The 15,424-nt window shown below is 72.1% G+C and carries 13 protein-coding genes; 7 read left to right on the top strand and 6 right to left on the bottom strand.

Annotation, left to right across the window (positions count from 1 at the left end):
- Positions 1-42 precede the first annotated feature (42 nt).
- Positions 43-1,482, bottom strand: coding sequence for an MFS transporter (locus ACFY6S_RS09935; protein WP_388821187.1), 1,440 nt, complete (start codon positions 1,480-1,482; stop codon positions 43-45).
- A gap of 313 nt (positions 1,483-1,795) precedes the next feature.
- Between ACFY6S_RS09935 and ACFY6S_RS09940 the strand changes: the two genes are divergently transcribed.
- The 4 genes from ACFY6S_RS09940 to ACFY6S_RS09955 all read left to right on the top strand — a co-directional run bounded on the left by ACFY6S_RS09940 (position 1,796) and on the right by ACFY6S_RS09955 (position 6,500).
- Positions 1,796-3,583, top strand: coding sequence for an MFS transporter (locus ACFY6S_RS09940; protein WP_388821190.1), 1,788 nt, complete (start codon positions 1,796-1,798; stop codon positions 3,581-3,583).
- A gap of 266 nt (positions 3,584-3,849) precedes the next feature.
- Positions 3,850-4,437, top strand: coding sequence for a class I SAM-dependent methyltransferase (locus ACFY6S_RS09945; RefSeq protein WP_388821600.1), 588 nt, complete (start codon positions 3,850-3,852; stop codon positions 4,435-4,437).
- 14 nt (positions 4,438-4,451) lie between these two features.
- The gene (locus ACFY6S_RS09950) at positions 4,452-5,441 is read left to right on the top strand and encodes an N-acetylmuramoyl-L-alanine amidase (protein ID WP_388821603.1); all 990 of its coding nucleotides are present in this window, start codon (positions 4,452-4,454) and stop codon (positions 5,439-5,441) included.
- Between the two features lie 237 nt (positions 5,442-5,678).
- Positions 5,679-6,500 (top strand): hypothetical protein, encoded by an 822-nt coding sequence (locus tag ACFY6S_RS09955; protein WP_388821193.1) that lies wholly within the window; start codon positions 5,679-5,681, stop codon positions 6,498-6,500.
- Positions 6,501-6,588: 88 nt separating this feature from the next.
- Here ACFY6S_RS09955 and ACFY6S_RS09960 read toward each other — a convergent pair whose 3' ends face one another.
- Positions 6,589-7,152 carry a hypothetical protein gene (locus tag ACFY6S_RS09960; protein ID WP_388821606.1) on the bottom strand — a complete coding sequence of 188 codons (564 nt, stop codon included), beginning with the start codon at positions 7,150-7,152 and terminating at the stop codon, positions 6,589-6,591.
- 226 nt (positions 7,153-7,378) lie between these two features.
- Between ACFY6S_RS09960 and ACFY6S_RS09965 the strand changes: the two genes are divergently transcribed.
- Positions 7,379-7,675 carry a hypothetical protein gene (locus ACFY6S_RS09965; RefSeq protein ID WP_388821196.1) on the top strand — a complete coding sequence of 99 codons (297 nt, stop codon included), beginning with the start codon at positions 7,379-7,381 and terminating at the stop codon, positions 7,673-7,675.
- A gap of 94 nt (positions 7,676-7,769) precedes the next feature.
- Here the strand turns inward: ACFY6S_RS09965 and ACFY6S_RS09970 are convergent, their stop codons facing one another.
- The 3 genes from ACFY6S_RS09970 to ACFY6S_RS09980 all read right to left on the bottom strand — a co-directional run bounded on the left by ACFY6S_RS09970 (position 7,770) and on the right by ACFY6S_RS09980 (position 11,144).
- Positions 7,770-8,885 carry a prenyltransferase gene (locus ACFY6S_RS09970; protein ID WP_388821609.1) on the bottom strand — a complete coding sequence of 372 codons (1,116 nt, stop codon included), beginning with the start codon at positions 8,883-8,885 and terminating at the stop codon, positions 7,770-7,772.
- 2 nt (positions 8,886-8,887) lie between these two features.
- Positions 8,888-9,676, bottom strand: a complete 789-nt coding sequence (locus ACFY6S_RS09975) for a methyltransferase domain-containing protein (RefSeq protein ID WP_388821199.1) — start codon at positions 9,674-9,676, stop codon at positions 8,888-8,890.
- Positions 9,677-9,803: 127 nt separating this feature from the next.
- Complete coding sequence (locus ACFY6S_RS09980; protein ID WP_388821202.1) at positions 9,804-11,144, bottom strand: glycosyltransferase family 4 protein; 1,341 nt, start codon at positions 11,142-11,144, stop codon at positions 9,804-9,806.
- A gap of 241 nt (positions 11,145-11,385) precedes the next feature.
- Here ACFY6S_RS09980 and ACFY6S_RS09985 point away from each other — a divergent pair, with 241 nt between their 5' ends.
- Together ACFY6S_RS09985 and ACFY6S_RS09990 are read left to right on the top strand one after the other, a co-directional pair.
- A complete protein-coding gene (locus ACFY6S_RS09985; protein ID WP_388821205.1) occupies positions 11,386-12,027 on the top strand; it encodes a TetR family transcriptional regulator in 642 nt (213 codons plus the stop codon).
- A 230-nt stretch (positions 12,028-12,257) separates the two neighbouring features.
- On the top strand, positions 12,258-12,581 hold the full coding sequence (locus ACFY6S_RS09990) for an STAS domain-containing protein (RefSeq protein WP_388821207.1): 324 nt from the start codon (positions 12,258-12,260) through the stop codon (positions 12,579-12,581).
- 79 nt (positions 12,582-12,660) lie between these two features.
- On the opposite strand, the gene ACFY6S_RS09995 is transcribed toward ACFY6S_RS09990, so the two are convergent.
- Positions 12,661-15,078, bottom strand: a complete 2,418-nt coding sequence (locus ACFY6S_RS09995; protein WP_388821612.1) for an endonuclease/exonuclease/phosphatase family protein — start codon at positions 15,076-15,078, stop codon at positions 12,661-12,663.
- Positions 15,079-15,424 lie beyond the last annotated feature (346 nt).

Below are 15,424 nucleotides of genomic sequence, written 5' to 3' on the forward strand. Positions count from 1 at the left end.
TCCCGCGGCGGCCTCCGCGCGTCCGGCGCGGCTCTGCCGGGGCTACTGCTCCGTCGTCGAGCGCGGGAGCCACAGCAGCATCACCGGTACCGCCGCCAGCAGCACCCCTGCGCCCGTGCCGAAGGCCAGCGCGTAGCCACGGGTCAGGGCTTCCGGGGTGGTGCCGCCCGCGGTGCGGGAGGCCGCGACCGTGGAGAGGACCGCCAGGCCGAGGGCGCCGCCCATGGTGCGTGAGGTGTTGACGAGGCCGGAGACCAGGCCCGCGTCGCCGGGCGCCGCGCCCGTGGTGGCGAGGGCCGCCAGTGGGGTGGTGGCCATGCCGAGGCCCGCCATCATCAGGACACCGGGGCCGAGTACGGCCGAGAGGTACGTCCCGTCGGCGGTCATCATGGACTGCCAGCCGAACCCGCACGCCGCCACCAGCGCCCCGACCACGGCGAGGCCGCGGGCGCCGGTCCGCGCCATCATCCGGGGCGCCAGCTTCGCGCCGAGCACGATGCTCAGGGAGCTGGGCACCAGCGCGAGACCGGCCTCCAGCGGGGTGTAGCCCAGCACGTTCTGGGCGTACACCGTCATGAAGAACCAGGTCGAGAAGGACGCCGAACCACAGATGAACATCGCCGCGTTGGCCGAGGCGACCGCCCGCACCCGGAACAGTCCCAGCGGCATCAGCGGCACCGCCGACCGCGCCTCCACCAGCGTGAAGAGCGCGAGGAGCGCCACTCCCCCGGCCAGCGGCAGCAGCGTCGCGGGCGCGTCCCAGCCCCGTACCTCGGTCTGGACGATGCCGTAGGCGGCCAGGGCGAGGCCGGCCGTGACCAGCACCGCGCCCGGCAGGTCGAGGCGGCGGACCCGGTCCGTGCGGCTCTCGGTCAGCAGGATCGCGGCGCCGGCCAGCACCAGCGCGCCGACGGGCACGTTGATCAGCAGTACCCAGCGCCAGGAGAGCAGATCGGTGAGCACCCCGCCGACCAGCCCGCCCGCCGCGCCGCCGCCCGCGCCGACCGCCGCCCAGGTGCCGATGGCGCGGTTCCTGGCGGGCCCGGCCGGTACGGCGGCCGTCAGGAGGGTGAGCGTCGCGGGGGCGAGTACGGCGGCGCCCAGGCCCTGGACGGCGCGGGCGGCGAGCAACTGCCCGCCCTCCTGGGCGAGTCCGCCGGCGAGCGACGCCAGCGTGAACACCGCGAGTCCCGTCAGGAACATCCGTTTCCGGCCGAAGAGGTCCGCCGCCCGGCCGCCCAGCAGCATGAAGCCGGCGAAGGCGATCGAGTAGGCGTTGAGCACCCATTGCAGGCCGGTGGCGGAGAGCCCCAGGTCCGCGCGCATCGAGGGCAGCGCGACATTGACCACGGAGACGTCGAGGACGACGAGGAACTGCCCCGCGCAGGCGATGAGGACCACCGCCCAGGTGCGGGGGGCCCTGGTGGGCGCGGCTATGTGGACGGGGGACGATTCCGCCGGGGCTCGGACCATGGCCGTCATGGTCGCAGCCGCCGCCCGGTCCGTACATCCGGTTTCGGACAGGGTTTCGCGCCGGCAACGCGTGAGCGCTCGGGGACGCCGCCTGAACACATACCGCCGAGGACAGACGGGATTCGGTCGAAGATGACGGAATCTGTTCGTAACGCGTTCGTCGGAATAGGGCGGCACCATGGCGGGTTGAGCTAGAAGGTTTCATAGGGCAACGACTTGACGGTCGGGTGTCCCGCGCCTGGTCACGGGCGCGGGCGCCGGGCCGTCCGTCGTGTGCCCGGCCCGTTCCCCGTCCCCCACTCCCTTCCCGGAGGCCGCACGAATGCCGCAGACGACGACCGATCAGCAAGCCGGGACGCTTCCCCCGGATCCGCAGGCCCGTAGGACCGGGGGCATCGTCCCCGTACTGGCCTTCGCGGGCATCGCCGTCGCGGTGATGCAGACCCTGCTCGTTCCCGTCATCAAGGACCTGCCGACCCTGCTCGGCACGGCGCCCGCCAACGCCACCTGGGTCATGACCGCGACGCTGCTGGCCGGCGCGGTGGCCACCCCGATCATGGGGCGGCTCGGCGACCTCTTCGGCAAGCGGCGGATGCTGCTCGCCAGCCTCGCCGTCATGGTGGTCGGCTCGCTCGTCTGCGCGTTCACGGACGATCTGGTCGTCATGATCGCCGGCCGGGCCCTCCAGGGCTTCGCCATGGGCGCGATACCCCTCGGCATCGGCATCATGCGCGACGAACTGCCGCGCGAGAAGCTCGGTTCGGCGATGGCGCTGATGAGTTCGTCCATCGGCGTGGGCGGCGGACTCGCCCTGCCCGCCGCCGGGCTGATCGCCCAGAACGCCGACTGGCACGCGCTCTTCTTCGGCGCCGCCGGACTCGGTGTGGTGTCGATGCTGCTCGCCGTCTTCTTCGTACCGGAATCCTCGGTACGGGCCGGCGGCACCTTCGACTGGCTCGGCGCGATCGGGCTCTCCGCGGGACTGGTCGCCCTGCTGCTGCCGATCACCAAGGGCAGCGACTGGGGCTGGGCGTCACCCACCACGATCGGGCTGTTCGTCCTGGCGGTGGTCATCCTGCTGCTGTGGGGGCTGATGGAGCTGCGCAGCTCCGCCCCGCTGGTCAATCTGCGCACCACGGCACGGCGTGAGGTGCTGCTCACCAACCTCGCCTCGATCATGGTCGGTGTCGCCTTCTACGCGATCTCGCTGGTGCTGCCGCAGCTGCTTCAGTTGCCCGAGGCGACCGGTTACGGCCTCGGGCAGTCCATGGTGCTGGCCGGGCTGTGCGTGGCACCGCTCGGTCTCACGATGATGTTCACCGCGCCGGTCTACGCCCGGATCGCCGCCCGGCGCGGCCCCAAGGTCTCCCTGATACTCGGCCTGCTGATCATCGGCATCGGGTACGGGGCGGGACTCGGGCTGATGAACCAGGTGTGGCAGACGATCATCATCGCGGTGGTCGTGGGCGCCGGTATCGGGCTCGCCTACTCCTCGCTTCCCGCCCTGATCATCGGCGCGGTCGACCCGTCGGAGACCGGCGCGGCCAACGGGCTCAACACCCTGATGCGCTCCATCGGCACGTCGGTGTCGAGCGCCGTCATCGGCATGGTGCTGGCGCACACCTCGACGCAGGCGGGCGGGGTGGCGGTGCCCACCATGAACGGCTTCCGCATCTCGTTCGGTATCGCCACGGGCGCGGTACTCGTCGGTCTGGTGCTGGCGGCGTTCCTGCCGTCGCGGAACACGGCGGGCGCGGGCCGGGCCCAGCCGCTCGCCGGGAGCGAGGAGCCCGCGCCGCGGGCGACGCTGGTCGCCGGGTCGGGCGGATTCCGCGGCCGGGTGCTGGACGCGGACGGTACGCCGGTGGCGCGGGCGAACGTCACGCTGATCGACCGCCGGGGCCGGCAGGCCGGTCTCACCATCGCGGACGAGGACGGCCGGTACACGCTGCTGCCGCCGGGCCCGGGACCGTACGTGCTGGCCGGGACGGCGAGCGGCTTCGGGCCCCAGGCGTGCCCGGCGGAGTATCCGGGGAACGGGCTGCCGGTCGACGTGGATCTGGTGCTGATGCGCGGAGCGTGGGAGCGGGACACGGCGGTCACGGGCTGACCGAGGCGCCCGTGGGGACCCGTACGAGGGCGTGCGCCCCCGGCACACACACGGCCGGGGGCGTACGGCAGCATGGGCACGCCCCACCCGCCACTTCCGCACCAGCAGACCGACCCGCGAGGAGCGCGCCCATGCCCGCCGAGCCCGACAACGGCAGCGAGCCGCGCACCAGCGGTGCGACCCGGACCGGAGAAGCGCCCCGGACCGGCGGCACGCCCGCCCCCGCGCCCGATGTCCTCGCCGCCTTCGAGGCCGCCAAGGGGTTCATGCCCGTCCACGAAGGGCTCGCCCTGTACGGCGCGGCGGCCGAGGCGGGCGCGCTGGGGCTGCCGCTGCTGGAGATCGGCACGTACTGCGGGCGCTCCGCGCTGCTGCTCGCGGCCGCCGCGCGGGACGCGGGGACGGTGGCGGTCACGGTGGACCACCATCGCGGGAGCGAGGAGCAGCAGGCCGGGTGGGAGTACCACGATCCGGCCCTGGTCGACCCGGAGAGCGGGTTGATGGACACCCTCCCCACCTTCCGGCGCACCCTGCGCCGGGCCGGTCTGGAGGATCACGTGATCGCGGTCGTCGGCCGGTCGCCGCAGGTCGCGCGGGTGTGGGGCGGCCGGTTCGGGCTCGTCTTCATCGACGGCGGCCATACCGAGGAGCACGCCAACGCGGATTACGAGGGATGGGTACCGCTGCTCGCCGAGGGCGGGCTGCTGGTGATCCACGACGTCTTCCCCGATCCGGCGGACGGCGGTCGCGCTCCTTACGGCGTCTATCTGCGCGCGCTCGCCTCCGGCGCCTTCGCCGAGCTGCCGGTGACCGACTCGCTGCGCGTCCTGCGCCGTGTCTCGCCGGGAATCTGACCGCGGCCACTACCATCTCGACGGTGTCGTACGACGAGAGCCCGCAGCCCGTCCGCCGCTTTCCCGGCCGGAACCGTCTCACCCTCGCGACCGCCGCGCTGGTGCCCACCGCCCTGGCCGGATGGCTCATCTGGCAGGGCGTGAGCGGCCCGGACGGCGATGGTCCCCGGACGGCGGCGGCCGGGTCGGCCGCGTCGGCCTCCGCTTCCGCCGCCGCGTCGGCCGCCGCCTCCGCCCGTGCCGACGACGCTCCCGGCGGCGGCGACCCGACCGGGTCGGCTCCCGGCTCCGGGGACCCGGCCGGTGCCCCGGAGCCCACCGGTCCTGCGGGGCCGCTCGCCGGCAAGGTCGTCGTCATCGACCCCGGCCACAACCCCCGCAACCGGGACCACCCGGCCGAGATCAACGAGAAGGTCGACATCGGCACGGTCAGCAAGGAGTGCGACACCACCGGCACCTCCACCGACGCCGGTTATCCGGAGGCCGAGTTCACCCTCGATGTCGCCCACCGGCTGCGCGCTCTGCTGAGCGAGCGGGGCGCGACCGTCACCTTCACCCATGACGACGACCGCCCGTACGGCCCCTGCGTCGACGAGCGCGCCCGGATCGGCAACAAGGCGAAGGCCGACGCCGTCGTCTCCGTCCACGCGGACGGCTCCGCGCCCGGCAACCGCGGCTTCCACGTGATTCTTCCCGCCCTGGTCAAAGGCGGCGACGCGGACACCTCCCGCATCGTGGGGCCCTCGCGTGAACTTGGTGAACGTATCGTGGGGAATTTCGCGCGCGAGACCGGCAGCGCTCCCGCCAACTACCTCGGTGAAGGTACCGGCCTGGATGTCCGCGACGATCTCGGCGGACTGAATCTGTCGACCGTTCCCAAGGTCTTCATCGAATGCGGCAACATGCGTGATTCGGTGGACGAGGGCCTGCTTACCGACGCGAAATGGCGGCAGAAAGCGGCGCGGGGACTGGCGGACGGCATCAGCGGATTCCTGGAGAAGTGAATCCGCGTACCGGACTCACCGAGCGCCCGCCGGACGCCTGCCGGACGGGCGCTCGGGGCCGGTCGGCGCCCCGCGTAACGGCCTGATAACCGGGTGTGATACTCGGCGGACGCCCGCATCGAACAGACGATAGATTCATCCGTACGATAAGGAGCCGCCCCCGAGCTTCGCACCGTGCACCGCCTCAGCAGTGGCAGCGACGACCGCCCGAAAGACGACCGACGAAGGATTTCTCACGTGAACATCCGCTCCCTCACGAGAGGTGACGGCGTGGTGATCGGAGCAGCGGTGCTGCTGTTCATCGCCTCGTTCCTCAATTTCTACGACACGGGCTACAGCAATGGCGTGAAGGCTTGGGACCTGCTGGGTGTCGTGATGAGCGTCCACCTGGCCGGGGTCATAGCCGCGGCGCTGATCATCACCGCCCGCGCGCTGCCGCAGCCGCGGAAACTCGCGGGGCTGGACCTCGGACAGTTCGGCACCGCTCTGGCGATCTTCGCCGCGTGGACGTCCCTCTGGTACCTGCTCGGTGACGGCAAGGCGGGCAGCGGTCAGATTCTCGGCTTCCTCGGCGCTGCCGTGCTCGCGGGCGGCGCCGTGGCCACGCCGCTGCTGCCGCCGCTGAAGGTCGCCCTCATCGGCGCGCCCAAGCCGGCGGCGCCGCAGCCGTACGGGGCACAGCCCGGCGGACAGCCGGGTTACGGCTACCCGGGCGGCCCGCAGCCCTACGGCGCGCAGGGCCAGGCCCAGCCGTACGGTACGCAGCAGCCCGTCCCCGGCCAGCAGCAGTCGTTCGGCGGCGGCCAGCCCGCCCAGGCGCAGCCGAACGCGGACGCCGCCCCGGCGGCGGCCCCGGCGGGCGACTTCTCGCCGTTCTGGTTCGCGGTCCCGGTGGCCCGCCCGCTGTTCGGCGAGGACGGTTCGCCGGCCCCGATCGCCGAACTGACGCCCGGTACCTGGTATCTGGCGGTCGAGCAGCGCGGCCCCGGTCTGGTGGCCCAGACGCAGGACGGCCGGCGCGGCGTCCTCCAGGACACCTCGGGGATACAGCGCGGCTGAACCGCCGACCCCCCGGCGCCTGGCGCGTCGTACCCGAACGGCCCCCGTACGCGGGGGCCGTTCGCCGTTTCCGCGCCGGGACCGTGCCTTACCCGGCGCCGCTCCGGAGGTCGGAGAGCGAGGGCACCTTGTCCTTCACGTCCGCGCCCGCGCTGCTTCCGGCGCCCTTGATGCCGGTGATGTTCTTCTGGAACTTGTTGATGTCCGCGTCGCTCACATCGCCCTTGCGGAGCTTCGTGGCGAGCCCCTTCAGCGAGGCGATCCCGGCCGTCAGCGGGGCCACGGCCTTGGAGAGCAGCGGGTCGCCCTTGGCGTTGTGGCTCGCCGCCTTGAGCCGGTTGTAGGTGAAGGCGCCGGCCAGACCCGCCTTGACCAGGGTCAGCTTCCGCCCCTTCGCGCCTTTCTTGAACTTGCCCGCCCGGTACGGCTTGACGATCCACTGGTACGTGGCCCCGGCCGCGAGCCCCGCGTTGGTGACGAAGCGGGTCTTGGCGAACTTCTGCTTCTCGGCGGAGCCGGTGGGCGAGGCGGCCACCACGTCGGCGACCTGCGCAGCGCCGCGTGGCGGGGCGGCCTTGCCGGAGCTTCCGCACGCGGCCGTCGACACCAGCAGGGCGCAGGACAGCACCAGGGCCACGAGGCCGCGGCGCAGCGGGCCGTGGCCTCGGGCGGAACCGCCGGCGGGACTTCGTCCGGGGGCGTGAGCGGCGTGAGCGGAACGGTGACCTGGATGACCGACGGATATGCCGGTGTTGGCTTGGGTGGGCACAACCGACCTCCTTGGCAGACTGCCAGCAGCGTCACCCGCTGCCCGCGCCGCCGCCACACGGGCGGGGCCGTCCGGGTTTCACTTGCTCACAACCGGCAACACGTTCGCCATGTCCTCACGCCATCGCAGTGGAAGCAGCTCCGCAGCGGCGACCCTCATCGTCGTGATAGCGGACGTCATGGCCTTCATCCTGGTCCTCTGGATCCTCATGTACCTGCTGGACGCCAACCGCGCCAACGAGCTCGTGGAGTTCGTCCGGGGCGCCGCCCGCTGGCTCGCCGGCTGGTCCTACGACCTGTTCACCTTCGACACGGCATGGGCCCGTGTGGTCTGCGGGTACGGTCTCGCCGCCGTGGTGTATCTCCTCGTCGGCCACGGTCTGGCCGACCGGCTGCGCCGCATCTGACCGGTGACGGCCGCCCGGTCGCGGCGTCGGGCGCGGGCCGGTCGCGGCGCCGACGCGCGGGCCGGTCCCGGCGGGGCCGGGCGGGCCGTCACGGTCAGCCGCAGCAGTCCGGTTCCAGGCCCAGGGGCAGGCGTTCACCGCTGAACACCGCGGTGGTCGCCTCGTCCCCGCCCAGCGCGGCCACCGCCAGCAGGAGCGAGCCCGCCGTCCAGCTGGTGCGCTCCTCCGGCCAGAAGGCGGCGTGCCCCTCGAAGACGTACCCCGTCCAGTAGAGGCCGTCGTCGGCGCGCAGGTGCTGGATGGACTGGAGGATCTCCAGCGCCCGGTCCGACTGGCCCATCACCCAGAGGGCGAGGGCGAGTTCGCAGCTCTCGCCGCCCGTCACCCAGGGGTTGGGCAGCACACAGCGCACACCGAGCCCGGGGACGACGAAGCGGTCCCAGCCCTCGGCGATCCGGGCCGTGGCCGGCTCCCCGGTGAGGGCGCCGCCGAGCACGGGGTAGTACCAGTCCATCGAGTAGTGGCTCTTGTCGAGGAAGCGCTCCGGGTGCGAGCGGATCGCGTGCGCGAGGGCGCCGGCCGCCAACTCCCAGTCGGGCTGCGGTTCCTCGCGCTCCTCGGCGATGGCGAGCGCGCAGCGCAGCGCCTGGTACACGGAGGAGCACCCGGTCAGCAGCGCGTCGTCGACCGCGGTGCCGTCCGCCTCGCGCTTCCAGCCGATCTGGCCGCCGGGCTGCTGGAGTTCGAGGACGAACTCCATCGCGGCGTGCACGACGGGCCACATCCGGTCGAGGAAGCCGTCGTCGCCGGTGGCGAGATAGTGGTGCCAGACGCCCACGGCCACGTACGCGCAGAAGTTGGTCTCACGGGACCGGTCGGCCGGTACGGCCGCGCCCGCTTCGGCGGTGCGTCCGTCCTGCGGGGCCGGGCCGCTGTCGGCGTACGCCGCGTACCAGGAGCCGTCCTCGTTCTGGGTCCTGGCCAGCCACGCGTACGCCCGCGCCGCCGCCTCGTCCTCGCCCGCCGCGTCCAGCGCCATGGCCGCCTCGGTGTGGTCCCAGGGGTCCAGATGGTGGCCGTGGAACCAGGGGATCGAGCCGTCGGGCCGCTGCACGGCCAGCAGGGCCGCCACCGTCCCGGCGGCCTGCTCGGCGGTCAGCACACCGGGCAGGACGAGGTGTTCGGTGGCTTCGGGGCCACGCCGGGGCAGGGTCACTCGGCGTCAGTCCCGGAGGCGGTGTCCGTACCGGAGGCGGTGCCGGTAGCGGAGAAGGCGGCCGTCGCTGGCAGGTGCGGCTTGGTCGCGTACGCCACGAAGCTCTTGCCGACGACCGGGTTGAGCAGCTGCTCGGTGATCCGGGTCGCGAGGGGCTTCTTCATGATGTCCCACACCAGGAGCTTGTGGTACGCCCGGACGGGCAGCGCCTTGTCGTTGTCCACGCCGAAGGCGCACTTCAGCCACCAGTACGGCGCGTGCAGGGCGTGCGCGTGGTGGGTGCCGTACGGCTTGAGCCCGGCCTGCCGCATCCGGCCGAGGAGTTCGTCGGCCTTGTAGATCCGGATGTGACCGCCCTCGACCTCGTGGTACGCGTCGGAGAGCGCCCAGCACACCTTCTCGGGTCCGTACCTCGGCACGGTGACAGCGATCCGGCCGCCGGGCCGCAGCACCCGGACCATCTCGGCGAGCACGCCCTTGTCGTCCGGGATGTGCTCCATCACCTCGGAGATGATCACCACGTCGAACGACTCGTCGGGGAACGGCAGCTGGAGCGCGTCCCCCTCCATCGCGGTGGCGGTGGCCCCGGGCGGCGCCTCGCCCTCCGCCTTCATCGCCGCGAACCACTTGGCGACCTCGCGGATCTCCTCGGCGTTCCGGTCGAGGGCCACGACCTGGGCACCGCGCCGGTAGCACTCGAAGGCGTGCCGGCCCGCGCCGCACCCCAGATCGAGCACGCGGTCGCCCGCGGCGAGCGGGAAGCGGGTGAAGTCCACGGTCAGCACAGGGTCGTCCTGCTTTCGCGGTCGGGGGTACGGGTGGTGCGGGTGAGACAGGCGGTAAGGGCGGTGCGGGTGGAACAGGCGGTACGGGAGCGGAGGACATACGGGTACGGGTACGGCGGGCGCCGCATCAGCGAGCGCCCCCACGGACCGCCGCCACGTTACGGCCCCGGCCGCGCTGCCGGGCGATCGCCTCCCGGTACAGCTCCGCGGTCCCCCGCGCGGCCCTGGCCCAGGTGAAGCGGGACAGCACCCGCTCGCGCCCCGCAGCGCCCAGCCGGGCGCGCAGTTCCCGGTCGCCGAGCAGCCGGCCGAGGGCCACCGCCAGCGCGCCCGAGTCGCCCGGCGGGACGGCCAGGCAGGTCTCGCCGTCGGCGCCCGCGACCTCCGGGATGGCGCCGCCGGTGGTGGCGACGAGCGGGGTCCCGGTGGCCATCGCCTCGGCGGCGGGCAGCGAGAACCCCTCGTACAGGGACGGCACGCACGCGATCTGCGCGCTCCGGACCAGGTCGACGAGTTCGGCGTCGGAGATGCCCTTGACGAACCGGACGGCGCCGTCCAGCCCAAACCGTTCGATAGCCTGTGCGACCGGGCCGTCCTCGGCCCGCTTGCCGACGACGACCACATGCGCGGCGGGGTGTTCCGTACGGAGCTTGGCGAGGGCCTCCACCAGATGGACGAGCCCCTTGAGCGGGACATCGGCGCTGGAGGTCGTGACGATCCGGCCGGGGACCTCGGGCACGGCCGGGTCCGGCGAGAACAGCGCGGTGTCGGCGCCGATGTGCACGACGTCGATACGGTCGGCCCGTACCCCGAGATGGTCGGTGATCTCCTGCTTGGAGGAGCCGGAGACGGTGAGCACGGACGGCAGCCGCCGCGCCACGCGCTTCTGCATCCGGGTGAAGCCGTACCAGCGGCGCACGGAGGTGCGTCCGCGCCAGTCGGTGGCGGCGGCGAGATCGAGGCCCCGGTCGACGGTTATGGGGTGGTGGATGGTGGTGACCAGGGGCGCGCCGAGGTCGCCGAGCAGTCCGTAGCCCAGGGTCTGGTTGTCGTGGACGACATCGAACTCCCCGGCGCGGGCGGCGAGATGGCGCCGGGCCCGGAGCGAGAAGGTGAGCGGCTCGGGGAAGCCGCCGGTCCACATGGTGGAGACCTCGACGGCGTCGATCCAGTCGCGGAACTCGGCGCGCTTCGGGGTCCTGAAGGGGTCCGGCTGCCGGTAGAGGTCGAGGCTGGGCAGCTCGGTGAGGGGGACGCCCTCGTCCAGCACCGGGTAGGGCTGGGCGCCGATGACCTCGACGCTGTGGCCGAGCCGGGCGAGTTCGCGGGAGAGGTGGCGGACATAGACGCCCTGGCCGCCGCAGAACGGGTTCCCCTTGTAGCTGAGCAGGGCGATACGCAGAGGGCGGTCATCGCCGTCGTCCCGGGGCTCTGGCTCGGTGCCCGCCTCAATGGCCTCAGCGGTCACTCTCGGCCCCCTTCTCACTGCGCTCTCGGGTTTTCGACGGAGCGTAACCGCTGGCGCCAAGCTAGAACAAGTTCTCGTACGCCGAGGCCCTCGGCCCGTAGCCGGGTACGAGATCCGGCCAGTACGGACGCCCACCGCCTCGAATCTACCGGCAGGTAGCCAGGCCGTACCGGTCCGATCAGGTGATTCGCGCCACCACCCGCGCTTACCATGCTGTCGAGACACGAGGGGGCTCGGAGGGATGACAGCGGAAGCCGATCCGGCGTCATCTCCGGTGTCCGGTCCCGCACCGCCCGGCACGCTGACGGAGCGCCAGGAGGCGCGGCGCCTCGACATCCTGCGCGCCACCGTTCGGCTGGCCCGCCGGGGCGGCTTCGACGCGGTGCAGATGCGCGAGGTCGCCGAGGAGGCGGGGGTCGCGCTCGGCACGCTCTACCGGTACTTCCCCTCCAAGATCCATCTGCTGGTCGCCACCCTGCTCGACCGGCTCGAACAGCTCCACGCCACCCTGCGCGAACGGCCCCCGAGCGGCGGCAGCGCCGCCGAACGCGTCGGGGAGACCTTGCTGCGCGCCTGCCGCGCGCTCCAGCGCGACCCGTGTCTGGCGGACGCGATGCTCCGCGCGCTGACCTTCGCGGACCGGGGCGTGAGCGCCGAGGTGGCGTCGGTGTCGCGGCGCACGACGGCGATCATCCTGGACGCCATGGGCCCCGCCGTCGGCCCGTACGGCCCCACCCCCCAGCAGCTCTCCGCCGTCCGCGTCGTCGAGCACACCTGGCGCGCGGTCCTGGTCGGCCGGCTCGCCGGGCGGGCGTCGGCCGAGGAGGTGCGGACGGACCTCGCGACGGCCTGCCGGCTGATCGAGCTGACCGTCCCGCGCTGAGCCGGACGCACCGGCCGGCACCGCGCCGAACCGTGTGGGTGAAACGACACGCCCGGAAGGCATACGAGGGCGATCGGCGGGCAGTGGCCGAAATGACCGGGCTGCTCGACGGCGCGCAGTTCCTGACACCTCGTCACGGGATCGCACGGGGTAACGTGCCCCGGTCGTCGCACTGGCTCGTGAAACAGCCACCCCGCCACTGAATACCGGATGAGTGAGGTTCCATCTCCGTGCCGCCGTCGTACGAGCCCCTCCATGTGGAGATCGTCTCCCTCCGTGACCGCGTGCTGGTCAGGGTCCGAGGCGAACTCGACTGCGACACGGGGCCCGACCTCTTCGCCACGCTCGCGCCGCTGGCGCACCACCGGGTCGAGCTGGACTTCAGCCAGGTGCACTTCATGGATTCCACGGGGCTCAACATCCTGCGCAGCCAGCGCCGGGCCAGCAGGAAGGCGGGCGGCGATCTGTGCCTGCGGCTCTACACACCGCCGGTACGGCGCGTCCTGGACGTCACGCGCACCTTCGACTATCTGACGGCGCCCTGCGAGGCGTGACCGGCGGGCGCCGTCACGCCCGCGAGGCGGGTGCGTACGCGCGACACGTACGCACCCGCCACGGGCCCGCCCCGGCGGGTTACTTGACGCGCACGACCTGCGGGTCGTGGTCGCTCGCCTGGTCGGCGAACTCGGCGTTGATGTGGACGACGTCGTAGCCGGGCTTCTTGATCGCCGGGCTGACCAGGATGTGGTCGAGCGTCTGCGAGTTGCCGTCGTAGACGTAGCTGTAGCGCTCGTTCTTCGGCAGGGTGCTGATCAGGTCGGTGAGGACCTTGCCCTTGGTGAGGGTGGTGAGGGGCGTGGAGAACTGGTAGTCGTTCAGGTCACCGAGAACGACGATCTTGGCCTTCTTGTCCTTGGCGAGCAGGTCGGAGACGAAGCCGCGGACCTCCTTGGCCTGGGCCAGGCGCTGCGTCTCGGAGCCGAGGACCGGCGGCTGGTTGACGCCGTGCGTCGGCTGGTCGCCGCCCTTGGAGTTGAAGTGGTTGCCCACGACGAAGATCCGCTGGCCCCGGAAGTCGAATTCGCCGACGAGCGGCTTGCGGCTGTTCTTCCAGGCGTCCGAGGCCGGGTTGATCCGGCCCGGTGAGACGGACAGGGAGACCGTCCTGCCCTTCTTCCCGGAGGTGACGACCTCGACCGCCGTGGTGGCGTCGCCGCCCGGACGGTCCACGAAGCTGACGCGCTTGGGGTTGAAGAGGAAGACGTTGCGGATGTTGCCGCCCGGCTCACCGCCGTCGGCCTTGTCCTGCGGATCGATCGAGCGCCACTCGTAGGAGGGGCCGCCCTTGGCCTTGATGGCGGCGGTGAACTTGGCGAGGGTCTGGTCGGCCGCGACCGTACCGTCGTCCTTGCTGCCGTTGTTGTCCTGGATCTCCTCCAGGCTGACCACGTCGGGGGCGGCGAGGTTGGTGACGATGCCGTCCGCGAGCCGGTCGAACTTGGCCTGCGCGTTGCCCGGGGCGAGGTTCTCGACGTTGTACGTGGCGACGGACAGCTCGTCGTCCTTGCCCTTCTTCGCCACCTCCGGCTTGAGACCGCCGGACTTGACCTTGCCCAGGGTGGTCGTCTGGAGGGTGTAGCCGCCGTAGTTAGAGTAGTCCAGCACGCCGGTGCTCGGGCCGGTGAGCGTGTCGCCCACATCGGCGGTGACCGTGTCGCCGGTCAGCGAGATGAGCTTGAGACGGCCCGAGTTGACGTCGGAGTACCCGGTGTAGACGGTGCCGCCGCGCGGGGTCGCGTTCTGCTTGGGCTTGGTGGTGACCCAGGTCTCGCCGTACGAGTTGGAGGCGCCCACGACCCTGCTGTCGCCGATCTGGAGCAGCATGCCCTCGCGCGACTCGAACCAGTCGAGGGCGAACTTGTCGGGCTTGAGGGCGAGCGGCTCGATAGTGAGCCCCTTCGCCTTCGGGGCGTAGGTCTCGGGCAGCGTCTTGGCGTTGACGACCTCGGGCGCGGGCAGCTCGTTGCCGGAGGACAGCACCGTGGTCGTGGGACCGCTCAGCTCGGTGACCGACTGCGATCCCGAACTCTGGCCGCCGGGGTAGTACTCGACGACCTTGGCGGAGACGAGGACCGAGTCGCCGACCTTGACCTGCGGGGTGGTGGAGCCGGTGAAGACGAAGACGGCCTCGCTGGTGGCGGGGTTCTTGTCCGGCTTCGTGTCCTGGATCCAGAAGCCGCGCGACGTGCCGGTGGAGCGGACGGCGGTGACCACGCCGGGGACGTTGGTGACGCTCTCGCCCACGTACGGGGAGATCCGGGTGGCGCCCTGGATGTCGTGGACGCGCAGCTCGCCGGGGGTGGTGTCGGTGGGCGAAGGCGTCGGGGACGGCTCGCCGCCGCCGGGGCCCTCGCCCGTACCGGCGCTGTTGCGCGGGGTGGGCGCGGCGCCGCTCAGGTCGGCGGAGTTGTTGTCCGTGTCGGTGAGCGCGGCGTTCCTGGTCACCGCGTGGGTGTTGTCGGCGCCGGTGGCGGGCGAGGTCTCCTTGACGGCGGCGGTGCCGAAGCCGACCAGGTCCTTGATGCCCGGGTCCGCCGCGCAGTCCTCGGCGGTCAGGCAGGTCAGCGCGGTGGTGGAGTGGACCAGCGCGACGGTGCCGCTGCTCGCCGACATGGCGATGGTGCCGGTGGCGTCCGGGGTGGGCAGCGGGGTGTCGCCGCCGGCGCCCTTGGCCTCCTGGACGAGGTAGCTGCCGCCGGCGGGGATCGCGCCGTCCAGCGGCGTCACCGACCACTTGGTGGTGGCGGTGGGCGAGCCGCTCAGGTACTGGACGGACCAGCCGGTGAGGTCGAAGGAGCCGCCGCCCGCGTTGCCCAGCTCGATGAAGTCGTGGGTGAAGGTGGCGCCGGAGTTGCCGCCGCCGCCGTAGACCTCGGCGACGACCGCGTCCGGGGACGGGGTCGCCTGCGCGGTGAACGGAAGCGCGACAAGGGATCCGACGATGCCTACGGGGAGGGTGATGGCGATGATCCGGGCGCGTCTGCCGCGCAGGGCCGGGGGTATGGATGGGGACACGGGTGCTCTCTCCGTCGGGTGTGGTACTGCGTTCCGTGTGACGTGTGACGTGTGACGTGTGACGTATGACGTGTGACGTATGACGCGGTGCTGCTGGCTCTGCTGCGCGTTCCGGCGCTCGTGAGGTGGGGGCAGACGGTGCGGGAAGGCTCAAAGTCGGCTCAAGATACGCGCGTAGATACGGCGTCAACAAGAGGGCGGGCACGCCAAGGGCCCAATGTTTCCCGACTGTTCGCCGGATTTAACCTGGTTGCCGGTGGCCGAGGGGCGCGTGCGGACGCCGGAAGCCGTGGGAGCGGCGGGAGCGGTGAGAGCCGTGGGT

Origin of the sequence: Streptomyces sp. NPDC012835, assembly GCF_042900885.1 — a bacterium.
Classification (GTDB): domain Bacteria; phylum Actinomycetota; class Actinomycetes; order Streptomycetales; family Streptomycetaceae; genus Streptomyces.